18 protein-coding genes are annotated in these 21,794 nt (G+C 52.0%); 6 read left to right on the top strand and 12 right to left on the bottom strand.

Annotated features, from left to right (window positions below; all coding sequences use genetic code 11):
- Positions 1-15: 15 nt before the first annotated feature.
- The 4 genes from CA13_RS17580 to CA13_RS17565 all read right to left on the bottom strand — a co-directional run bounded on the left by CA13_RS17580 (position 16) and on the right by CA13_RS17565 (position 3,468).
- The gene (locus CA13_RS17580) at positions 16-852 is read right to left on the bottom strand and encodes a hypothetical protein (protein WP_146398788.1); all 837 of its coding nucleotides are present in this window, start codon (positions 850-852) and stop codon (positions 16-18) included.
- Positions 853-1,262: 410 nt separating this feature from the next.
- Positions 1,263-1,748 (bottom strand): Hcp family type VI secretion system effector, encoded by a 486-nt coding sequence (locus tag CA13_RS17575; RefSeq protein WP_146398786.1) that lies wholly within the window; start codon positions 1,746-1,748, stop codon positions 1,263-1,265.
- Positions 1,749-2,181: 433 nt separating this feature from the next.
- On the bottom strand, positions 2,182-2,505 hold the full coding sequence (locus tag CA13_RS17570) for a hypothetical protein (protein ID WP_146398784.1): 324 nt from the start codon (positions 2,503-2,505) through the stop codon (positions 2,182-2,184).
- Positions 2,506-2,607: 102 nt separating this feature from the next.
- Complete coding sequence (locus CA13_RS17565) at positions 2,608-3,468, bottom strand: hypothetical protein (RefSeq protein WP_146398782.1); 861 nt, start codon at positions 3,466-3,468, stop codon at positions 2,608-2,610.
- Positions 3,469-3,703: 235 nt separating this feature from the next.
- Here CA13_RS17565 and CA13_RS17560 point away from each other — a divergent pair, with 235 nt between their 5' ends.
- Positions 3,704-3,898 carry a hypothetical protein gene (locus CA13_RS17560; RefSeq protein ID WP_146398780.1) on the top strand — a complete coding sequence of 65 codons (195 nt, stop codon included), beginning with the start codon at positions 3,704-3,706 and terminating at the stop codon, positions 3,896-3,898.
- Between the two features lie 284 nt (positions 3,899-4,182).
- Here the strand turns inward: CA13_RS17560 and CA13_RS17555 are convergent, their stop codons facing one another.
- From CA13_RS17555 to CA13_RS17520, 8 genes are all read right to left on the bottom strand, one after another.
- Positions 4,183-4,911, bottom strand: coding sequence for a peptidoglycan-binding protein (locus tag CA13_RS17555; RefSeq protein ID WP_146398778.1), 729 nt, complete (start codon positions 4,909-4,911; stop codon positions 4,183-4,185).
- A 236-nt stretch (positions 4,912-5,147) separates the two neighbouring features.
- Positions 5,148-5,639: a hypothetical protein gene (locus CA13_RS17550; RefSeq protein WP_146398776.1), complete on the bottom strand. Its 492-nt coding sequence runs from the start codon at positions 5,637-5,639 to the stop codon at positions 5,148-5,150.
- A gap of 298 nt (positions 5,640-5,937) precedes the next feature.
- The gene (locus tag CA13_RS17545; RefSeq protein ID WP_146398774.1) at positions 5,938-6,456 is read right to left on the bottom strand and encodes a hypothetical protein; all 519 of its coding nucleotides are present in this window, start codon (positions 6,454-6,456) and stop codon (positions 5,938-5,940) included.
- Positions 6,457-6,511: 55 nt separating this feature from the next.
- Positions 6,512-7,333 (bottom strand): DUF4329 domain-containing protein, encoded by an 822-nt coding sequence (locus CA13_RS17540; RefSeq protein WP_146398772.1) that lies wholly within the window; start codon positions 7,331-7,333, stop codon positions 6,512-6,514.
- A 67-nt stretch (positions 7,334-7,400) separates the two neighbouring features.
- A complete protein-coding gene (locus tag CA13_RS17535) occupies positions 7,401-9,656 on the bottom strand; it encodes a type VI secretion system Vgr family protein (RefSeq protein ID WP_146398769.1) in 2,256 nt (751 codons plus the stop codon).
- 135 nt (positions 9,657-9,791) lie between these two features.
- Positions 9,792-10,277, bottom strand: a complete 486-nt coding sequence (locus CA13_RS17530; protein WP_146398767.1) for an Hcp family type VI secretion system effector — start codon at positions 10,275-10,277, stop codon at positions 9,792-9,794.
- Between the two features lie 152 nt (positions 10,278-10,429).
- Complete coding sequence (locus tag CA13_RS17525; protein WP_419194505.1) at positions 10,430-11,137, bottom strand: hypothetical protein; 708 nt, start codon at positions 11,135-11,137, stop codon at positions 10,430-10,432.
- A gap of 677 nt (positions 11,138-11,814) precedes the next feature.
- Entirely contained in the window at positions 11,815-16,605 is a 4,791-nt protein-coding gene (locus CA13_RS17520; RefSeq protein WP_146398763.1) for a hypothetical protein, read from the bottom strand.
- A gap of 176 nt (positions 16,606-16,781) precedes the next feature.
- Between CA13_RS17520 and tssK the strand changes: the two genes are divergently transcribed.
- The 5 genes from tssK to CA13_RS17495 are packed head-to-tail and all read left to right on the top strand — an operon-like array spanning position 16,782 to position 21,763.
- Positions 16,782-18,239 carry a type VI secretion system baseplate subunit TssK gene (gene tssK / locus CA13_RS17515; protein WP_146398761.1) on the top strand — a complete coding sequence of 486 codons (1,458 nt, stop codon included), beginning with the start codon at positions 16,782-16,784 and terminating at the stop codon, positions 18,237-18,239.
- A 30-nt stretch (positions 18,240-18,269) separates the two neighbouring features.
- Positions 18,270-18,920: a DotU family type IV/VI secretion system protein gene (locus CA13_RS17510; protein WP_146398758.1), complete on the top strand. Its 651-nt coding sequence runs from the start codon at positions 18,270-18,272 to the stop codon at positions 18,918-18,920.
- A gap of 28 nt (positions 18,921-18,948) precedes the next feature.
- Positions 18,949-20,655, top strand: a complete 1,707-nt coding sequence (locus CA13_RS17505; protein WP_146398756.1) for a type VI secretion protein IcmF/TssM N-terminal domain-containing protein — start codon at positions 18,949-18,951, stop codon at positions 20,653-20,655.
- Positions 20,656-20,663: 8 nt separating this feature from the next.
- On the top strand, positions 20,664-21,026 hold the full coding sequence (locus CA13_RS17500) for a hypothetical protein (RefSeq protein WP_146398755.1): 363 nt from the start codon (positions 20,664-20,666) through the stop codon (positions 21,024-21,026).
- Complete coding sequence (locus CA13_RS17495; RefSeq protein WP_419194504.1) at positions 21,023-21,763, top strand: sigma-70 family RNA polymerase sigma factor; 741 nt, start codon at positions 21,023-21,025, stop codon at positions 21,761-21,763. Before CA13_RS17500 ends, CA13_RS17495 begins: the two co-directional genes overlap by 4 nt.
- Positions 21,764-21,794: the final 31 nt, after the last annotated feature.

The following is a 21,794-nucleotide window of genomic DNA, read 5'->3' as shown; positions in this document are numbered from 1 at the left end:
CGACTTCGAGCACCTCTAATTTGCTGCGGCGTTGCGGAGCGACAACGTCGTTGGTTCTGCGGCCTCTAAATCCACTTCGAGTCCTGTCCAGACAATATTTTTTGTGACCCCATTAATGGTTCCTCGAAATTCAAGACCGTATTCCCCTTCGGGAACATCGGAAAAACTGAATTGCGGGTTGGTCGATCCCACTGCAATTCCGCTTTGCGGTTGGACAGACTCTGGCGATGGAGAAAGCACGAGTGTTCCTCGCATCGTGCTGGCGGTCTCAATGCGTCCGGCGATTTTGCCTTTCTTAGGTTCCACTTTCTCTTTTGCGTCGAGTGTCTTTGATTCGGCGTCTGTCGCGTCAGCCATTTGCTCGTCTTCCTCCGAGTCATTCGTTAGTGCCTTTTCAGCACCTTGTTTGGTGTAGGTGCAGCTGACAAGCCGATTGTTCGAAGGAGCATTGTCTACGATCTTCACACTTTCCAGCCCCAATACACCCTCTTGAAGTATCAGGAAAAAGTGAATCTCGCCATTACTGCCTTCATAGGTTGTAAACGCAATGGCGTCCTCCGCCTGACCTTCACCGTAACGCGATACGATGTGCAGAGTTTGTGCGGGACCAAACGATTTGTCTGCCTTGGAAGCTTTTCCCCAAAACTGAAATTGGAGCTCATCTTCTACCTGAGTCACTTTCAACTTCGGGACCCAGTTCTCCGGTCCGCCCGATCGTTCCCATGTACCAACGAGAGCCTTCACCGCACCGGACACAGGTTTGGTTTTCGTTTCTTGAGCCCTCGCTGCTGGTAGGAACATTGAACACAGTAGCAGCGGTATCACCAATCGGGCCAATCTTCGTTTTTGCATCTTGGTTCTCAGCAGGTTTTGAAGTCAATCGAAGGTGAGTGGAATGACTCCCCCCACACAAGCTGTGAACTAAGTCTAAACGCTGCCCCTACCGCTGTCGATCATTCGAAGGAACATTTTTACAGCGGAACGAAAACCAATTCCTGCTAACCTTCGTCGACGCGACTACTCCGAATCCTGCGCGAGATAGGCAACCCGCTGGGTGATCCGGCACGCCGAAACCACCTCATTGGTAACAGCAATCCTTGCCAAGCGATTGTCGTTCCAAATGTTACATCAAAATGAACCAACTCTGTGGTTGCACCTCATTGCAGAAGATCAACCAACGACATACGAATCAAGTCGCGCACCCAGTTTCGAAAGATAAAAAGTCCGCCGACATTGCCAGCGGACGACTTGTGTGAATAGGCTTAGAAAGTTTCGCCTTCTTCGACCTTCCATCCGTACTCGACGTTGCCCTTGACTTTGCCAGCCGTGTCGGCTTCGGCGTAAGTAACTTTGATTTCCTCAAAGTTCAACGAGAAAGTCTCGGTCGGAACGTCTTCAGCCTGCCCGGAACCACCGACATCGTAACCCGTCACCGATACATTCATCAGTTCATACCGAAAATAAGTCACGCGTCCACCGTCGGTGTAAGATGCGGTGAGATCAATTTCCACTTTGGGGAACACCTTGCCGTTGCAAACGGCTTCCGCAGTCTTTGGGCTCGCCTTGTCCAATTCCTTGGTGCACTGAATGTCATCCATGATGGTGTCGCCACGGCGTCGAGTTGCGCCGGTAGCACTTCCACCCGGCTTGTGAATGGTTTGCGAAAATGTCAGCAAATCACTCCAATCCTTGTGGTCTTTGTCTCGACTTTCTCCGTTAACGCCATCAAATTTAATGTAAGCAGCCATTTGTGTTCTCCTTTTGGAAAAACGGGAAACGGAAGCGCAAACGTCGATTTTTTGGCGGCCTGATTACCGCATCTCTCATACAACTATTTTCGTTTCATCGCACAAGGAGTTGCGGAAAAATGGAAAAAAAGGTGGCCAACTTCGCAAACAAAACTGCAGTCACTTTCAGCCGTCCGAAACTTCCTCGCGAGCGGCTTCGGCGACCTCTGTGATGTCTGCGGCACGCTGTCGCAGAGTACCCGCGTCCGCTGGATCATCGTCGCCGATTCGCGGTTGTGATCGGACAATTCGCTGCGATGGACTTCCAATAACGATTGCTCGGTGCCGTCAAACAAACGCAGCCAATCCGGATCCCTCGGGCTTTGGGCAAAGGGTTTTGCACTACCGCTAGCCAATGCGGACAAACGTTCCGATCCCGAAATGAGCCGTCTCGTTACAGACAAATAGCTTTGCCATTAATCGTCACACGCGTGCTCTTTCCGGTGACACCCTTTAGATGGGCTCCGCCGACAACCATTCGTGGTGTCAGCATTTGAAGTGTATAGGCGACAGCGACCGCGTTCATCAATTTTAGTGCCGTTGTTTGCGCACGCCGACTCGTGAAATCCGCCAGTTGTGCCTCAATTGAAAAGCTAAACAGAAAGTTGCAGCCTGAGGACGCCCCGGTCAATCCTCGGGGCGATTGTGCGACGCCTCGACGCGCGGGCGGCTTCGAGCTTGTCATCACAAAATCGTCGCCCTTCGTCGATTTCGCCATTCTTCTGCTGTTTGTGAGCGTTTTTTGGCAAGTTTTTTGGAATCGATACCGCTGAACTAGCGAACCATCATCGCTAGTTCTCGGCTCCCATGGGGCGTGGAATCACGGTTGGATGACCAGGGTGCCGATCTTCTTTCCGGTGTTTTTGTATTCAGCGTGCCAATCGTTGATATTTGGAAAACCGTCGATGAATAATTGCATGAAGCGGCTCCAATCGTTCGGCGGCAAATTCAAACATCCGTCCGAGGATCGCTTGGTGGAACTGATTCCGTTGTGGATGTTGATGCCGGAGGAAGTTTTTTTGGATGAGCTGTCGCTGTTAACCGAAACCGACTTGCGCATTTCAACCAACAATCCCGCTCGAATGCCACTGGTTTTTACCACTAGGTTCGCCGCAGTCTGTTTCGTAGCACTGCCGCCCTTGTGGAACCCAATGTGCAAATTGTATGTGCCGTCGAGCAAGTGCCCTTTCACTGTCATATCATTGGGCCAAATCGATCCACGGAATGTTCCGGTCAATCCGCCCGACAATTTAAACGACGACTCATAAGCACCATTGTAGGTACCGACGGGTTCGCCCGATTTTCGTTTTGTTCCCGTTGGCACCAGTCCACCGTGTGAAACGGTCAAGGTGATCAGCCCCTTGGCAGGCGTAGGTGTCTTAACCGGAACCGTCCCTGCAGCACTGGTTAATTTTCCCCAGGTGTTCCCGCCGACATCGATTCGACTGTCCGGGCGAATCATACGAACTTGTTCCTTTTGGAATGCGGTAATAGCCTTGACCGTTCCTGAGCGAGAGGCCACGCGGCTGATTAACCCATCAATCCCACCAGGATCAAACTGGGGACGACTAAGTTTCTTCGCCGCCGCAGTCAGTAACTGCTGGACCGTCGTTATGTCTGCTTTCACGTTTTTAGCACCGCTCTCGTAACTTCCGACCGAACCACTGATTCTTGCTGCCATTTTATCGTTCCTTAGAAAAGAAATTTCGAAACCTACCGAGGCTTATTGGCCGCAAGACGCGGCCTGAAGGGCGTGAAACCGTTCTCGTTGAATGACTCAAATAGTTGCGTAAGAAACGGCTAACAAACTAGAGAGAAAAGTAACGATGAATTGCGGAAAACCAAGCAACTACCCATGCAAGGTTACGAGAACAGTTATTGTCATCAACCTCGATTAAGTTTTTCGGAAAGATGCCATGAATCCAAAGACGAATCCCAACACCAATTCAAAGACGAGTAGCAAAACTCGGGCGTGGGGAAGTGTTCTTCCTCGGGAATACGATGCCAATCGTCACCAACGATTCATGTGCAAAGAAATGCGAGTCGCTTATCGAATTCAATTCGGTTGGCGTCGTTTTTTGATGATTTCTTACTGGCGATTGCTGGTTTAGAAGCTTTCACCCGAGATGTTCGACTGCGGAACAATCTTGACACTTCGATCCAATTCGAGGTGATTCATCCGAACACCCGATTTTTTGCACGTGTGAACACCCATCTTTTTGCACGTGTGAACACTCGTCCCAGATTCCAAGAACGTCTTGAAGCTCAAATCGCAGTCGAACGCAATCATTAAGCCCCTATAACAAGAACCTTGGCCGACTTCCTCGTAGGTGATTCAGTAAATCCCATATTCACACGTGCACTGAGATGCTAATTGGTTAAAAACGCTAGCAGACTATTTTGCGAAAACTCGGTAGGTTCGGGTGGGAACTTCGTTGAGCCATTTCATTGCATTGACCGATTTTTTCTTACCAATATTTGGTTTCCACGGGTCGTGTAAGCGTAGCGTCGTCCCTATGCCCGAAGGGTCGTCATCGCCTCGAATGCCAATGACGCAGATCATGTGACCGGGGGATCCAACGCCCTTCACATAGTCGTCAGCGTTCCACAGCATGTCAAACATTAACGGACTACGCTGCAACGCACTTCGAAGTCTTGAAAGCGCCCAAGACATTGGCGGATTGCATCGTAGATTGTGAATGCGGGCATACCGATTTCCCGAAGTCATTGCGTCATTTGTGTTCGACTTGTTGAATAGCCCCGCTTGGTCACTCCACATATCTTGTGGTGTCTTTGCCTTTACCTTGGCGACCGTTGAATTCGTCATCATTGCCGTACTCGCTGCCCAACAAGTGGTTAGAGTGGGTTGCGGTATAAACGGAATGAGATGCAAAACGGAAAGGTAAGTCTCTTTGTCATAAAGGGCGTTTTGGGTACACACCCCAGCAACACCGTCTTCTACGAGCCACCTATCGACTTGGAAGGCTTTTACTGCTTGGTAGGTCTTTCCGCCAAAAATTCCATCGGGAGCCAAATTTCGACTTGGTCGCAATTTCGCGTTTAGAGCAAGCTGCAATTTTTTAACCAGCGAACCACGTGAGCCAATTCTAAGATTCGTGATCATGATATATCTCCTTTGCGTTAACGATTGTGAGTAAGCCGTAACGTTCTGGTTGACATATCTGTTGTCGTTAGAAAGGAGCGTATGTTGTCGAAAATGCACCAAAAGCCGCTCGAAATCGCTATGATTTCAAGGACGTCCAAGCTGGGGTGACCGACCCAAAAAAGGCGGTTAGCAGAATCGCAATCGAGTGGGTGCGCAGCATGACTCGAAGGTGGTGCTCCGAGTTGATTGACGGTTTAGATTTGTTGCATGCGAAATTTATCAAAGACGATGTACTGCGTTCCACCACCACGCGTCATCTGGCCCAATTTTCCTCTCGCAGCAGGCGAGATGGACTGAAATAGGCGGTCGGTAGTCCAAGTGTCTTTGATCGCTCGAGCGGTGGACTGCAGGGCATGGACGACGCCAACGGGCTTGAATAGTTTGCGTGTTCGTTTTCCACCGGCCAAGCCAACCAAGTCAGGTGTCAAACCAGTGTCTGTAAACCAAATCCCATTGTGCTTCTGAACGTACTGCACGTAGATTGAGTCGGGTAAACGTATCATTTTCACAGGTTTGGAAAAGTCAATTCCTGTGAGGCATCCGCACGCTTGGGCCTCGGACATTCGGGCCGTCTTTTCGAGGAACTCGCCAGCAATCACGACGCGCTGGCGAACCGATTGACTTTTGCCAACTTGACCCGCCGCCTTCATCCAACGATCGATTTTGTCGTCTGGTGTGAAGCCCATATTGCGTTCTCTTTTGTTAGTGATAACACCTGTTTAAGATGGAGAAGGATGGGTTTGGTGCGGTCAAACCTTCCATTAGATCTTCCGTGCTTCTGCAAAGACCGGATAAAGATCTTTGATTGCATCCTTGAGACGTGAAGCACTATTGGCAGAAATGTCGGCGATCCGTTCAATCCATTCACAAGCGGAAATTGATTGCGTGTGGATCCCACTTTATTGCTCACGGTTGAAGCAAAGCTTTTCGGGGAAGGAAAGGCCTTGGCTATTTGCCGCCATCCGTGCTCTCTGAAATTGGTTTTCAACGAATAAAATTGGCACGGCGAACTCTGAGATCGTCTGGGTTGAGTTCCACTTCAAAACTAGGGCATTTCGGATTGTGGCCGCGAGTCATGGGGTCGCGGTCTTTGTCTGTGAAGATGGCAACAACAGATTCTCCGTCACGTACCAATTGAATTTTGTAGTTTACTAAGTCCACCTCTAATTTTTCTCGGAAAGCTTTCACAGAAACATCGATGATTTGGTAGTGTTTTCCCTTGATGGAAACTGCGATTTCAAGTTGCTTCAGTTCCTTGAGAGTTTCCAGTAGATGCTCCGCCGCAAGTACGAATTTGAGCTCGGGCTGAACACCAAAGTTCACTAGAGCGTCAGACTGATCACGCGTGTCCTTGAAAATCACCGTCTCGACACCGTTGTCGACCACAATCAAAATTTCGTAATCGACCAGCTTGAGTGTGCGACGTGCGAGAACTTCCAACGCCGTGTGGATGGTTAAATAGTGGCGACCGAGGCAGTTTTGTAAGACTTCGATTTTTCCCATGATTTATCGCTCGATCGTCATTGTATTGGTGATCATCATCATCGATGTTTCAGCTTTAGAGTACGCTGTCGGTACCCGTTGCAGGATCATATTTACGGAACGTACCACTTGGCGTCCCCAGATAGCCAACTTCACCACGGTTGGTAAAGACAGTCTTATCTTGAGTTGAAAAATTGTCACTGTTGAATCCATCGTTCGCTGGATCGCTTGTTCGGATCGCAGCACCCGTTGATGGATCCACGGTGGAATAGTCAGCATGGGTGTGATAGCTGGCCACCGATGTTGTTCCAGCGGGAGCCGGCGCATCGGTGAACGGATTGGCTCCTTGATCTGACCCTTGAACCGGTCCGGTGTAGTAGAATTTGCCGTCACTACCTTGGTAAATCATCCCTGAATATTCAAGGTTGTCGCGGATAGATGGCGGATTGGCAGCGTTCAACGCTGCTCGGGCTGCCTCGTCTGCTGAATCAAAGGGACCATTACTCGGTGTTGCCGGTGCTGCTGCCGTCCCGGTGGCCATTCCTGCTGCACCGCCTCCGCCTGCGGCACCCCCGCCGCCCCCAGCACCACCTCCGCCGCCAGACTCTCCGATCAATACGGTTGGGCAACCAACCGTGATTACGCCGCCGTGAATCGTCGGGTCTCCCAAGCGTGCGGCAGGCTTCATGCCAATCAATACCGACGGAGACCCCATCGCGATTGAGTCGGGAGGGCCAACACAGACGCACATGTCGCCCATCCGCGCGGCTGGCATCATACCAATCAACACCGTCGGCTCGCCGATACTGACAGGTCCGCCAACGTGTGGGACCGGTGGTGTCCCCGGCGTGACCATCGGGCAGACGTGCATATCGCCTATACGGGCTGCGGGTTTCATGACGGGAATTTCTTTGAATCGAGCTTGCTAGTCTTTTCTCATACGGTAGCCAATGAATGAGGTTTGACTAATCGGGTGCGGACTTAGCTCCGGTGTTTGAATCGTCGGCTTGGCTTGGTTCGGCCGGTTCGGCTTCTTCGGCGTCCTCGGGTGCCATGCTTTGTAGCATGCTGGCCTGAGAGATTACCGGCGGTGCCGGGCCGCTATTGATCCGTACTAAAGTACCAACAATCGTCACTCCCGAAGGGTCAATGGTGATGGAATTGCCGCCCGACTTGATACAGATTGCTTGGCCTTCGACCGAGATGTTCATTCCTTTTAGCAAGTGATCCGCACCGGCGATGTGCGCACTGCTGCCACTGACTTCCAACACTTGATCCCCACCGACGGCTGTATTGCGATTTCCATCAATGGCTTCAAGGCTTTTGCCTTTAACGTGCAAGTGTGCATCCCCCTCGATCAATTCCTTCTTGTCTTTCTTGACCACAATGTCTTGATTGCCGTCGCCGTCGATTCCGCCGACCAGCAATTTCATGTCGCCACCGATATGCTCGGTTTGATTAGCGTGGACTTTGGTGTCCTTGTCCTTTTTAATTTCTTCTTTTTGGCTGCCACCTTTATCACCGTCTTTTTCCCAGCCGACGATTTCATGGCGGTTGCCATAAATTCGTTCAAGGGAATCATTCTTAACACGCACGTCCATATTCCGTTCGGCATGAACGAAGATTTGTTCCTTGTCTTTTTTATCCTCGAACCTCAGTTCATTGAATCCCTCGCCGCCTGGCGACGAATTGGTTTTGATGTACGTTTTTGTTTTATGTTCTTCGGGATCGTAGTAGGGCATTTGCCCCTGGTTGTAGGCGCTTCCGATCACGAGCGGTCGATCAGGATCGCCTTCGATAAAATCGACGACAACTTCTTGACCGATTCGTGGGATCGCCATGAAGCCCCATTTGTTCCCGGCGATACTCTGTGCGACGCGAACCCAGCAAAAGAACATTTCGCCGTTGTCGACTTTCTTGCGAGGCTTTTTCTTGCGGTCGTCATCTTCGCGGTCCCAGTGAAACGCAACCTTGATTCGCCCATATTCGTCAGTATGAATTTCTTCTCCCTTGGGGCCGACCACAACCGCTGTTTGGATTCCCGAGACAACCGGTTTGGGAGTGATCCGAGCCGGGCGAAATTGAACACTACTAGGGATACAGGTGAACGAATTGGTATAGCTTGCCACTTCGCCGGTTCCAGCATCGGGCCCTGGTTGTGTCGCGCGGTGCTGGATGGATGTGATTAGGTAGGGTGTTTCGTGCTCCGAAACCACGTCGCCGTCGGGATGTCCGTCAAGTTCAAACGTATGCCCTGGCATGAGCGTGCGACAAAAACTGGTGACAGAGACGGAATCATGCGGCACTTCCTCTTCTTCCTGACGCACGCGGGCATCGGTCTTTCCTTCGTCGGGTTTCGTGTATTCGCCCGGATAGTCGTAAACTTCATATTGTGAAGCCGAGGGGAATTCTAATGAGACCGCAGGTGAATCTTTGCGCAAATTTGTGGTTGGATTTTCGAAATCGTAGTCTGTATGCATCCACTTGCCAGAGACGAATTCGTAGGAATGTTCCCAGCTGGTGATGTGATCGACGAGTGTCATACCGCCAGTATTAGCCGGGTACGTGATTTTGCTTTCGACCGCCTGGGGATAGTTCTTGGTCATATCGAGCACCAGTTTGTGCTCGCCGTCTTTTTGCGTGAAGTAATAAAAGACGCCGTATTGTTCCATGATTCGCGAAATGAAGTTGAAGTCCGTTTCACGGTACTGGACGCAATGCTTCACGACGCGATCATTTAGCTCCTTGATTCCTTGGAGATCCACTTTCGGCTCGATGTGATATTCTTCTTTTGCTCGCTCAAAGATTTCCTCGATTACTTTGAAGATCGTTTTGTCTTCGGATTCGGGAAAGAAGATGTACGAGCGAGCGGTCTGAGTAAGGAACCACAACCAAGGGACCAGTTCCGCCCGATATTCACGATGTCGAGTTCCATTTTTAGCGGTTTCGACGACGCCAGCGCTCAAACGGCTGATGTAACCGTTGATAAAACGCGACTCGAGTTTGCTGTCATCCTTGTCATGACGCGACAATTCAATCGTCATCGGCTGGCCAATTAAGTCGACCGGCTTCAAGTCCAACTTGCTGGAGACAAATTCCAGCTGAAAATTATACAATCGAGACATCGCTTCGTGCCCCGAGATCCCTGTTAGAATGACTTCACTTTCGTCGAGAGGCCCTTTCGTGATCCGCAGAAAACGATCTTGTTGTGTGAATGCCATAGTTCGTCGTTCTTACTTCAACATGAAAAAGCAATTTTGAAAGTGACCCGTTTCATCGACATCACAACGTAGCCTGGGCTACGTTGTGAATTTCGGCGGATGACCACCGTGCCAATATGCATCGACGGAATTGGTCTAGCCCTTTTCGCCTTCTTCGACCTTCCAGCTGTACTCGACGTTGCCCTTCTTCTTGCCGCCACTGTCGTTTTCGGTGTAGGTCACTTTGATCTCTTCAAAGTTTAGCGAGAAGTTCTCGGTTGGGACATCATCGGATTGACCGCTGCCGCCAATGCTGTAGCTGGTCACCGAAACATTCTTTAGTTCGTACTTGTAGTACGTCACTCGTCCAGCGTCGGTATAGGAAGCCGTCAGATCGATTTCGACTTTCGGGAATACCTTGCCGTTGCAAACCGCTTCGGCGATCTTGGGGCTTGACTTGTCCAATTCCTTGACAACCTGAACGTCTTCCATGATCGTGTCGCCACGGCGACGGGTGGCACCTGTAGCACTGCCACCTGGTTTGTGAACCGCTTGGCTGAATGACAGAATGTCAGTCCATTTCTTGTGGTCTTTGTCAAGACATTCGCCGTCGATGCCATCGAATTTGAGATAAGCAGCCATCTGAATTGTCCTCTGTGAAAATGGTGTTGGAAGATTTTTTTGAGAGGCGTTTGCCCCCCGCGACAATACCGTTTTCGTTGGTTTCCCTGAGGAGTTGCGTGTTGTTCGAAAAGATTCTGAAAAACATTGAGTCGCATTTTGCGCTGCAGCTGCTAGGCTTCGAGCTTATCACGATCGGTTGCTGTCCAGAGCAAGGGTATGACTGCGTCATTATCAGCGGTTTTGATCCTAAATACTTTCGGTGGTAAGTCGTCGCCGCAACGAATGTTCGTCGCAGCTAGCACCATTTCCGAGGCATCGCGGTCGACGAGATCCTTGAGAATCTGAAGACCTGTACAAAGGAAGACATTGCAGGTCGTGGCACGCTGTTCTCGACTCAGTCCACATCCATGGAAACCATGAAAAATACATGAGTCAGTGAAGGTCTCATGGGGAATTTTGGCCATGTATTGAGCCACCACATCAGCAGGCCCAGCTTCAGGTTGTTTTCTCAGCACTTCCTGGAATTTGCTGACGTTTAAAAACGCTGTATCACCACCGATTCGGCAGCAATGTCCGCCACATGTTCCACACGCAATTCCATTAAGTCTCGCAAGACGCCGCTCATGAGAGTCGTTGTTAGTTGGATTTTTCGAATGTTCGACGTTGGTGGCGGCGTCCGGCTCAGGATCGTACGGCGATTGGGACTGGGCGTTTAGTGCATAGGCTTGGTTCGCAAGTTCAAGGAACCCGGCTCCCACTTGTTGCCGTCGTTCCTTTGACACGATTTGCAGATTGTGGGCAGTGAACGGCAGGACAACAATGTTCAGTACTGGCTTCTCGACCAATTCCGGCTTGAGACTAATCACGAGTTCACGCACGCGTTGGATCAGTTGCCGCCTTTGCTCACTTATTTGCGCTCCATGGATTCGTGCATTCTCGGCTCTGGTTCGAGCGGCATCGATGGTGTGACAGATGGAACTTGGGCACAAATTCTTTGTAGCCGTGGTCGTGCGAGGTCCCAAGTAAATGCCGCACACACAACAAAACGAAGCATTGGCAGCGTGAATCGAGGCCGCCCTTGCTTGGCACTGAACTCGTGTGCATACCAAAGAGGGTTCCACGCGCGGGCGATAGCCTTTCATTGGCCGCCCGCACACACCGCAGAAGGCTTGGTGAGTCATCAAGTGCCTGCGAAACATCGACTCACAGGCTCGTGATTCGCACAAATGGTTGCCAAGTTTTGCTCTCGTTGGCGAAAGTGGTTGCTCACAAATGATGCACCGTTTTGCGTTCTGAAACATCGGAGATACTCGGCACAAAGGTTCGTATGCGATCCTTGGCAAACAGACAGCCACAACCGCGTTCGATAGGAAAATCTAACGCGAGAATATTGTAGGCCAGCCTTGAGGCTGGAATCATTTCGAGTGTTCGCAGCTCCGAACGGGACGAGGCTGGCAGAGTCGAACCTAGCAGAGCAGAGTCGAGCCTAGCAGCGTCGACACCGTATACTGAGTTTCAAACTTCGCCCTTCTCCAACAAACGTGTTCACCTTTACTTACTTGGATTTCGCCGCTGATGGTGAAAGCGATAAGAATGGTTTACCGCCAGCGATATCAATCTTTAATCCAGACCAAACGAAAGTCTTTGAGGCGTTGTTCTGTGTTCCTCGGAAAGTCAACGTGTATTCCCCAGGCGGGACATTTGAGAAATCGAACTGCGGATTCGCACTGCCAACTTCAATCGTATCGCCGGGGCGTATTTTTTCCGGAGCGGGTGAAAGAACGAGCTTGCCACGCATGGTACTGCCGCTTTGGATACGACCCTTGATCCGTCCACGTTTCGGAGGTTCCGCTGCGACCGGTTTGGAAGACGTATTCGACGGTTTCATTTCGCTCGTTGACGATGTTTGTTTTGGTTTTGGTTTTGGCCGGTCGAACACGATCACCGAGTCGCTTGTCCCTTGGCTAGCCAATCCGACGCCATCCCAAACCTGTACAGCAATTTTTAGAGGTTCTGCCTTCGCTGCCTTGAACGTGCGTAATGCGGCTGGAATTCGGGGTGAGTCTTCCGCTTGACGCGGGCGGAACAATCGGTCCTTGGAATCCGGTTTGCCGTCACCATTCTTGTCGACTCCGATGACGACTTGGCTGATGCCTGTCGATGCATCATTGCGTCTTGTATCAGCACAATCGATATCCCAAGTCACCGAACCGCCGACATAGACCGTGTCAAAACTAGTGCGACGTGGTCGTTCCACGGTTGGCGGGGTGGTATCGAGCGTCAATTCGAAGGCGGCGGTCTTTTGTTGATCGCCCACCCTCAATTCCGCTTGAAAGTCAAGTTGGTCATCCATTCGCGACGCTTCGGTTGTCCAAACCTCCTGCAAATCGCTGACGGTCGTCGTCATCACGATCGTTCCATCGTCGCCGACTGTGTTGGCGACGCTGGAAACGATTCGATCCGTCCAATACCTGCGCCGAACCTGCCCATCGATCAACAATCGAATTTCAGGGGGAGCGACATTATTGAAAAGCTCAGGTGAAAGATCGGCATTGATAAGCGTTGTCAATTGCTGACCGCCACCGCGAAAGATGACGCGGCTGGGGAAATTAACCGTCGTACCGTTGATGGGTAAATCATCCGCACTTCGACTTGGGGGGCTGTCGCCATAGTCGATCGAAACGGACGAAAAATCGATCGTGTCCCAGCGTGTTGGCGCACGACCTTGGAACCCTTCACGATGACTCACGAGTCGACGAATCGCTCGCGGCCATCCATCGACATCCAACCGCACAATCGTCTCTTTGCGATTCGGCACCAATACTTCCATTCGCTCGCCGAGCATACCTGGACGCAGCAACAGCGATTGTTCACGCCGCCTGTCGGTCGAATCACGCTGATGGCGGTCCCATTGGTCGTCTTGTGTCCAGCGAACTGTTACCGCTGTATTATTAATGTCAGGGATCTGGTCTGGTCGATCATCGCCATCGATCTGCGATTTTAATGTTGCGACAACGTTGACTTCATTGCCAGTGTGTAACAACGATTCGATATTGATGTAGCTTTCCGGCGACCAGGGCCTTGGGATTAACCATACAATTTCGTCGTTACTGGGAGTCGCGTTGCCTGTTTCGTCCAGCAAGCGGATCACCAACGCCATGCCATGCGAAATGTCGACCGATCCCGCCGTTGGTGCACTTGGCGGTGCTAAATCTGCTGCTGCGGGTGTATCGGTTTCCCCAGTATCGATCGGCTTCCACGTCAGCGGAGTTCGTTCTTTACCGGCACCGAGGATTAATTCGGAGGGGCCTTTCAGCACCTGGTCTCCGCTGAGCACCCTTGGCATGACACGTCCATCGCCGTCAACCAACAGCGATTCCATTGCCTCGATTCGATTCGCGACGAGGTCAGGCCAATACGCGGTAATTCTCTCGCCGACAAAAGGATTCTTAAGCCGTAGCAGCCAAACGCGAGCCCGAGCCGCTCGTCCCGATTCATTGAAGAGTGCAAATGAGAACGATGTCTCTCTAGACGCAAAACCTCGTAGCCATACACCATTGGCCAAACTCTCTTCATCGCTAACGACTTCGCTACTGAGCCCTTCGGTTGTCACGACCACACGGATTTGATCGGACTTTGGCGTTTGAACGCGGAACCGTTTGGTGACGTTCAATTGGTTCAACAGTGGATCGGCGTTCACATTGAGTGCTTCGATTCGGATTCCAATTTCGCCCGCGGGAGAGGAGTCGTCCCGTTCTCGCATGGCGCGGATGTCCAAACGAGCGACTCCCACTTGGCCGCTCGGGACCGTCAACACGACGGTATCGTCATCGGCGGTGCTTTGTAGACCGCTGCCGGCTCGCCAAGAAATTTGCAAAGGTGGCTCGGCGAAACCGGAAACCTCGGTTTGCTTTTGCCGAGCGGTTATCCGATACGTTGTCGTGCGATCACTCTCAGGCTGGATCTTCACTGACATAGAATCGGTCGTTGACTTTAATTTCAATACTTCCCCCGCGATGAGTTGGTCAGAGGAATTGAGAAATACCGATTTAAGATTACGAGGACGAACTGCGGCGACGACGTTGTGCATGATCGGTGACAAGCGATCCTCCGCATCGGTATCGGAGGGATCGATCCGCAGTGCAGCCGCAAACTGGTCGAGAAAATCAGCGTCCGCCGATCGTAGCTTGGTGTCTAGCAGGGAGTATTGGTTCGCCTTTGGCTCTCCGGTTTCTAACGGCAGCTCTAATGCCGTGAATGATGCAAAGTCGCGTTTGAGTGGTAAGAGCAGTTGGCTGACGATCGCGTTTGCCGGACGACTGGAGGCTAATTCGCTCGACGCGATTCCAATTGCGACTTGCTCGGTATTTACCGTTTCGATCCGAGTCTTTGCAATCGCAGTGGTCAATGCAGCTCGCATCTTGCCGCTGGGCAAAGGGCTTCGCAACCACGCATGAGCTTGGCGGATCACCGGCCACGATTTCCCTTCGTCGACAACAAGGAACTGATCCAGCAATTTTTCAACCATCGCTTCGACCGATCTGTCGGATTGTGCAACCAAGTCACGAATTTGTCGGGTTCGTTCCTTCATTCTCGATGCATCAACTTGGTCACCCTGTTGCTCGGCCAATAAACGTTCAGATGAATTCAAAATTTCAGGCCAATCCGAGTCATCCATCAGTCGAGCACTATCGCCAAGGATCGCCTGTTCTCGGTAAAGTAACCGGCTAGACAATCGTGTTCGAGCAATGGCGATGGCGTGCTGCAATTGATTGGCGATGACCACTTGATCATCAGGGTTTTGAATATTGCGCCGCGCACTGTCCCATCGAGTTGCCAGCTCTTGAACCAATCCCGGCAAATAGGCTTGCAGATCGATTGGGCGTGCCGACGTTTCGTCCCGCGATGATTGGAGCGTCGAGAGAAGGATTCTTAGGTCATCGGCTGTGCTACGGACAATTTCAGCTCGCGACAGGTCCGCTTTGGGATCGAGCGTTTCGATATCTGCATGGAGGACTTGGAGGATCAATTTTCCCCAAATTTGCGGGGCGATCGCGATCGGGTGAGGTTGCTCGTCCAGCGATATGGATTCAAGCGAATCACGAAGTTCCCAAAAACCAAGCGGCGCGGGCGGCGTTGCAGCCGCGTCGATTGGTGGTTGCGTTCCCTCAGCGTCGGGGGATGAAAGGTCGTCCGGCGGTGGCTCCGATGGATTGACTGCGGTTTTCGGATTGACTGCGGTTTTCTCTTCGTCAGTTGATGATGGGTCTGTATCCAACGCTTGATAGCGGACCGTTTGAATGTTGAGCTCAGCGGAACGAGTCGTTGACGCCGAATTTTCAGTCTCCTGGTCCGCTTCGGGTGTTGGAGCGGCAGTCTCGTCTTCATCAATCTCTGGTTCAACAGCGGGTTCTGATTTCTTGATCCAAACGTCATCGATCTCCGACAATTTCGTAATCCGACCGACGCCACCACGAAGCACCATGATTTGTGGCGGATCTGTCTTACTGCGTTGGCCGAGTCGCTGGTAACGCGAGGCCATGTAGTTGCAGAGCTCGTCGAGCGTGAGTTCGTAATCGTCGTTAAAGTTAGCCGCACCGAGCAGAGCATCGGTGAGTGTCGCGGTGGAGATCGGAAGTTTCGCCGCCGTGTCCCAACCAATGTTTTGCAGTGGTCCACGCGTCACCAAAACCCACAGCGACTCGGCATGGTCACCGGTAATTTGAGCAACGCAGTCGTTCAGCGATTCGAAAGCTTCATCGCCGAACTGGTTCAATCGCGGCAACGCAGCCAGCGGTTCGATGTCCAACACCACTAAACGCGTGCCCGAAAAAGACGAGGGTGCTTCGGCAGCCAACGGTTTGAGTAGTTCCGCAAGCGGCAACATTCCATTGGGCGAGTTGAAGTCCGCGGAAGGTCCTAGATCGCTGCAGGCAATCATCGGTTGCCCATCGGGACCGCTCAACAAATAGCCTCGCACGATGACTAACACGGAGTCGTCTGGGTCGCTGAGGTACTGCTTCAGCGCGGTCGTCTTGGTCAACTTTTCTCGTATCGAGGCTGCCGTTCCCTCAATTCGGTTTGCATTAAAACCGGTGACGATTGTTTGTGTGGCGGTCGCACCATACATCGTTGGCATGATCACATCGCCATCGAACGACCCAGGCTGCAGTAGAAATGTTTGCAGTTCTTGGTCAGGCCGAGCGCGAAAGAAATAGTAAATCAGCCATGCGAAAAGTAATAACGCGATCGTCGTCAACACGATGCGCCCGATCCAGCGGTTACCGCCAGAACTCTGAGTTTGTCGCCACGATTTTCGTTCGCTGTAAACGCCTGTATTGCTCATCGACTACGCCAGCAGAAAAGTTTTGCGTCCAGAGCCACCCTTCACTATGTTAGAGGGGTTCCGATGGTCTACCTAGTGGGCTACACAGTAAAAAGCTGTTAGACTACCGAGGTAGGGTTCGGCTATAAAAGAATTAGTGTAACATCTATCCCCTCATGTCTGTGTGAAAAAAGACAATGCAAAACGAGCAGGTCGCATGGTTGGAGGGAATGTTTCTCCGACCACATCACATGCAAGCGGCAGAACGCAGCATGACCGATCTGATGGGCAACGAAGTTGCTCTGGATCATGGTTACAGCTACGGATTGCGGCAGATCAGTTATAGCACTGAAGCGATCGCGAACGGTCAGTTTGAACTGAGTGAATGCAAGGCAAGGCTTCGAGACGGAACGATCATTTGGTTTTCCGTCGGTCAAGAACCGGATCGCAAGGACTTGGGCGGTTCGGCTTCCATTCGAGCCAAGGATCTTTCTCAAGCGTTCGAGCAAGACGAATCGATTGATGTTTTTCTTGCGGTTCCCAAATTGCGTCTCGGGCGCGCCAACACGCTTGTTGAGCGAGGTGGTGAGCATCGTTATGTCTCGCTCGTGTCGGACGTGCCAGACGAAAACGCTGGAGGTAACGAACAAGAGATCCACCTGCGAACTTTGAACGTCCAAATCATGCTGGGGACCGAGAATTTGGCCGGGTTCGAAACCTTGCCGATCGCCCGTGTCAAACGTAGCGGCTCGACCGAGGCGGCACCGGAATTGGACGCCGATTACATACCGCCACTGTTGGCCTGTGACGCGTGGCCTGAATTAGCCCGCGACTACGTGCGCGCGGTCTACGATATTATCGGCCAAAAAATCGAAGTCCTCAGTGCCCAAGTGAATAGTCGAGGAATTATGCAGGGCGCCCTCGAAGCAGGGGACATTAATCGTTTACTGATGCTCCATTCGCTTAATGAAGGGTTCGCTTCGCTGCGTTCATTGGCGTTCGCGGGAGGGGTGCATCCGCTCGTCGCTTACACCGAGTTGTGCCGCATCGTCGGATCGTTGTCCATATTTCGCAGCGATCGTCGACCCGGAGAAATTCCGCATTATGACCATGACGATTTGGCGCGTATCTTTCGCTGGGTACGTGAAGAGATCCGTTCGCTGATCACCGAAGTGCAAGAGTACAAGTACGAACGGCGCGACTTCATTGGTGCTGGTCGCGGCTTAGAAGTGGCACTGAGTCAAAAGTGGCTCGGAAGGGATTGGGAATGGTATATTGGCGTTCAGCATCAACAGATCACTGTAAAGCAGATCCGCGAACTGCTATCGCCAAAAGGATTGGACTGGAAATTGGGTAGTAGCGAGAAAGTGGACTACATGTTCAAGTTCCGCGTCCCTGGTTTGATGATCGAAGAGACACCTGCTCCTCGCGTGTTGCCCCAAGGCAGCAATTGGATTTTCTATAAAGTCAAGCGTAGCGGTTTGATTTGGGATCAATTGCAGGCTCAGGACTCACCGACATTGGGTGCTCGATTCAACGAGAACTTGATTGCGAATCTCGATTCGCTGCAAGGCCAAAAAGATTTGCATATTAACGCGAACGAGATCAGCGGAATCATTCGATTGAGTTTGTTCGCGGTTCCTTTGGGGCAGTAGTGATCCCTTCGAAAAGAAGTCACCAATTTTATGTCACCCGAGTTTTCCGCCGCTGTTGATCCTATTTTTACCTACGTTTTGTCTGTCATGGATGAAATCGAGGCTGGTCGTACGCCGCTTCCCGAAGATATTAGCGTTCGCGTTCGCGGCCTTATCGATAACGCCGAAAATCGACTTGGCTCACGGCCGGATTGGGAATTGGCAAAGTATGCCCTGGTCGCGTGGGTGGATGATTTGTTGATCGAAGCTCCTTGGGAAGGACGGACGTGGTGGGAAGAGAACCGGTTGGAATTCCAGCTATTCCGATCGGGCGATGCGTTCACCGCATTCTATTTGCAGGCCAAGAAGGCGAGTGAGTTTCCGAAGAAAGATGCGTTAGAGGTGTTCTACGTTTGTGTCGTTCTTGGTTTTCGCGGTCTGTACGGCGACCCTAGTGCGATCGAGCATGCAGAAGAATTTGGTTTGCCGCGATCGCTTGACGAATGGGCACGGCGGATTTCGATGTCGATCCAACTGGGGCAAGGACGTCCGCAACTTCTTGAACTGGGCCGTCCTGGTGCGGGGGCGCCACCGCTTGAAGGTAAGTATTTGGTGATTGGGTCGGGATTGTTTTGCGTTCTGTTAGCTGCGGTGGTCGCTGCTTTGGCGTACAAGTTTTTCGGCCCCGAATCGCCCTTATAAGACACGTTCTGATAATTGAGATGATCGCATGAACTTGAGTGGCCTTCGTAGTTTTATCGATTTGATCCTGTATCCGTTCCGGATGCTGGCTCGCATCCCCAGCAACGTGATCAGTTCACCGAAGCGTATGTTGGGGCTACCGCTGCCGGTTCGCGTCGCATTGCTGTTGTTTATCTGTTTGTTGACGATCGCGATCGTGCGTTGGATATTGATTTGGCGATTGGAGGGAATCGAGCAGTACTGGGTCTTTTTCCGGACGGATGTCTTTCCCATCTTGATGCTGGTGCTGTTTATTCCCTGCATCGTTTGGTACGCGCTAAAGCTATGGTTGCAGGGTGAACCGTCTCCTTATCCGGAAATCGACCGTGTTTGGAGTGAAGCGGTCAAAGCGATGGGGACGCAGTCCATTGATCCTTCCGAAACGCCTATCTTTTTGGTGCTTGGCCCGGGCGACAACGACGCTGCCAACGCGTTCATGGCGGCTTCCAATTTGAAGTTTTCCGTTCACGTCCCAAGTGGACCCGGACCATTGCATGTGTTTGCAAACGAGCAAAGCATCTATGTCGTTTGCACGGAGTGTTGTTGTTTAGGGCATTTGCTAAGTGCCGGTGTGGGGGCCGTTGCGGGAGCCGGTGTCAGCTCAGGCCCGGTACCAGCATCTCCGGGAAAAGCCACGCCTGCGTTTGATCCTACTCGGACGCTACAAGTCGGTTCGGCACCGCCGGAATCCTACAACGAACCGCAACTCGGCGGCAACGAGCCCGCTAATCCGGTCGTTCCCTTTGGCGGACCCGCCGATTCCTCAGGTTCCCCCGCTCCGATGGCCGGCGGTGGTGGCGATCCGAACGACATGGTTCGCGGCACGATGATGGTTGGCATGTCGGGAGCCGAAGGGCACTCGGTTCCGGTGGCGCCCGCTGCCACACCGCGGTTGGCCATTTCGCAGTCAAGCGAAGCGACCGCTCGATTGTCCTACCTGTGCCGATGTATCCGCCGTGTGCGAGATCCATTGTGTGCGATCAATGGAGTTTTGGTTGCAACGCCGTTCAAACTGCTTGCCGACGGAACTAGCGATGCCGTCACGCAATTGCAGACCGCGATCAAAGCGGATTTAGCCACGGTGCGTGGCGCGACGCGAGTTCGTTGTAGTGTGACCCACATTGTTGACGGCATGGAAGAGGAGTCGGGGTTCCGAGAACTGGTGCGCCGTGTTGGGAACAGCCGCGCCGCAACTCAGCGTTTCGGAAAAGGTTTCGGACTTTGGAATCCAGCGAAGCCGGACCAACTCGATGCGGTCGTGAAGCATGCCTGCGGTGCGTTCGAAGATTGGTCCTACTTGTTGTTCCGCGAAGAAGACGGGCTAAGCAAACGAGGCAATCGTCATCTGTACGGCTTGCTCTGCCGAATCCGTTCAAACTTCTTGCCTCGATTAGCCCATCTAATTCAATCTTCGTACGCCCTCGATTTGACAGCCAATTCGCTCTCCAGTCGCGAGCCGTTGCTGTTCAGCGGTTGTTACTTTGTTGCCAGCGGTCAAACGCCCGACCGACAAGCATTCCTCGCCAGCGTGTTTCGGAAATCTCGCGAGGAAGAAGAGGAATTGGAATGGGGCAGCGAAGCCATTCGAGAAGAAAATCGGATGCAGGCGGCCGTCCAACTCTTACTGATCATTAACGGTGTCCTTGTCGCAACCATTGCCGCAATCCTAATTTACTACTGGAAGTTTAAGACGTAATTCCGACTATGACAGCATCACAAAACGAACCGAATCGTTTCGTGCAATCGGACCTGCAATCCGAGAACATGGCTGCGACACGCGACCAATTGCTGGCTCAAGTTCTCGGTGAGACGCTTTCTCGGCGTCATGAAGATCCCGACACCTTGTTGCAATGGCTTTGCCAGTGGCGAACGACGCTCTCTAACATCGCGTTCGGGCCGGAGTTGTGCGAGTTGCTTGTTGAGCAAGTTCTGCAATATCGGATGGGAGCCGATTCAGGTCGTATTCCCATTCCGCTACGTCAAAACGTCGCGGCGGCACTATGGAACGACCCTGAAAGTCGCCGACGGATTGATCGATTATGGCAATCGCTGGAGACAGACCAATGACACGTCCCAGCGCTAAGATTGAATCCCTCGAAGAAGTTTGCGAAAGCAAACCGCAGAGCACGGAACCGGTCGATGTGGCCGGTCTAATCGAACAAGGCCAAGGGCTTGTCCGTTCAATCGCATTAAGCGTTTTTCACAGTTTGCCGGTCCCAATTGATTTGGATGATCTAATTGCATACGGCCAACTAGGGCTTGTCGAGGCAGCCCAGAAGTTCGACCGTACAGCCGGGACTCGGTTTACAACGTATGCCTATTACCGCATTCGAGGACAGATCTACGACGGTGTGTCCAAGATGACTTGGACAAGCCGAGCCAGATTGCGGCGGATGCGATTCCAGCAAATGGCCGATGATGTTTTAGAGCGAGAGCAGTGCGAAGCGAGTGATCAACCGACGTTGAAAGAGGACGTCGCATGGCTTGGCCGAGTGACCGAGCGTTTGGCGGTCGTCTATCTGGCGAGCGGTCGCGATGAGGAATCCAATGATGCGTCTTTACGGAATGCCGTTTCAAGCGAGCAATCTCCAAGTGCAGCGCTTGCTAGTTTGGAAATGCAGCAGCGTTTGCAGAAGGTTGTTGCTCAGCTTCCGCCCGATGCAGCACGTCTCATACGAAGTATCTATTTCGATGGCTATACGCTAACCGAAGCCGCTCAGCGGGCCGGAATTAGTAAAAGTTGGGCGAGCCGATTGCATGCCAAGAGTCTTGACCAATTAGCCAAGGGCATTCGGCAGGATTAGTTGACAATCTGCGGAAACGCCACGCTTCAAG

It is taken from the genome of Novipirellula herctigrandis (assembly GCA_007859835.1).
Classification (GTDB): domain Bacteria; phylum Planctomycetota; class Planctomycetia; order Pirellulales; family Pirellulaceae; genus Novipirellula_A; species Novipirellula_A herctigrandis.
The sequence above is the reverse complement of the archived record's forward strand: the minus strand, read 5'-3'. Positions and strand labels throughout refer to the sequence as shown.

Bases quoted from the DNA above. Each gene is read 5' to 3' on its own strand.
- CA13_RS17580 (WP_146398788.1), bottom strand. From the start codon at position 852: ATGCAAAAACGAAGATTGGCCCGATTGGTGATACCGCTGCTACTGTGT.
- CA13_RS17575 (WP_146398786.1), bottom strand. From the start codon at position 1,748: ATGGCTGCTTACATTAAATTTGATGGCGTTAACGGAGAAAGTCGAGAC.
- CA13_RS17570 (WP_146398784.1), bottom strand. From the start codon at position 2,505: ATGGCGAAATCGACGAAGGGCGACGATTTTGTGATGACAAGCTCGAAG.
- CA13_RS17565 (WP_146398782.1), bottom strand. From the start codon at position 3,468: ATGGCAGCAAGAATCAGTGGTTCGGTCGGAAGTTACGAGAGCGGTGCT.
- CA13_RS17560 (WP_146398780.1), top strand. From the start codon at position 3,704: ATGAATCCAAAGACGAATCCCAACACCAATTCAAAGACGAGTAGCAAA.
- CA13_RS17555 (WP_146398778.1), bottom strand. From the start codon at position 4,911: ATGATCACGAATCTTAGAATTGGCTCACGTGGTTCGCTGGTTAAAAAA.
- CA13_RS17550 (WP_146398776.1), bottom strand. From the start codon at position 5,639: ATGGGCTTCACACCAGACGACAAAATCGATCGTTGGATGAAGGCGGCG.
- CA13_RS17545 (WP_146398774.1), bottom strand. From the start codon at position 6,456: ATGGGAAAAATCGAAGTCTTACAAAACTGCCTCGGTCGCCACTATTTA.
- CA13_RS17540 (WP_146398772.1), bottom strand. From the start codon at position 7,333: ATGAAACCCGCAGCCCGTATAGGCGATATGCACGTCTGCCCGATGGTC.
- CA13_RS17535 (WP_146398769.1), bottom strand. From the start codon at position 9,656: ATGGCATTCACACAACAAGATCGTTTTCTGCGGATCACGAAAGGGCCT.
- CA13_RS17530 (WP_146398767.1), bottom strand. From the start codon at position 10,277: ATGGCTGCTTATCTCAAATTCGATGGCATCGACGGCGAATGTCTTGAC.
- CA13_RS17520 (WP_146398763.1), bottom strand. From the start codon at position 16,605: ATGAGCAATACAGGCGTTTACAGCGAACGAAAATCGTGGCGACAAACT.
- tssK (WP_146398761.1), top strand. From the start codon at position 16,782: ATGCAAAACGAGCAGGTCGCATGGTTGGAGGGAATGTTTCTCCGACCA.
- CA13_RS17510 (WP_146398758.1), top strand. From the start codon at position 18,270: ATGTCACCCGAGTTTTCCGCCGCTGTTGATCCTATTTTTACCTACGTT.
- CA13_RS17505 (WP_146398756.1), top strand. From the start codon at position 18,949: ATGAACTTGAGTGGCCTTCGTAGTTTTATCGATTTGATCCTGTATCCG.
- CA13_RS17500 (WP_146398755.1), top strand. From the start codon at position 20,664: ATGACAGCATCACAAAACGAACCGAATCGTTTCGTGCAATCGGACCTG.
- CA13_RS17495 (WP_419194504.1), top strand. From the start codon at position 21,023: ATGACACGTCCCAGCGCTAAGATTGAATCCCTCGAAGAAGTTTGCGAA.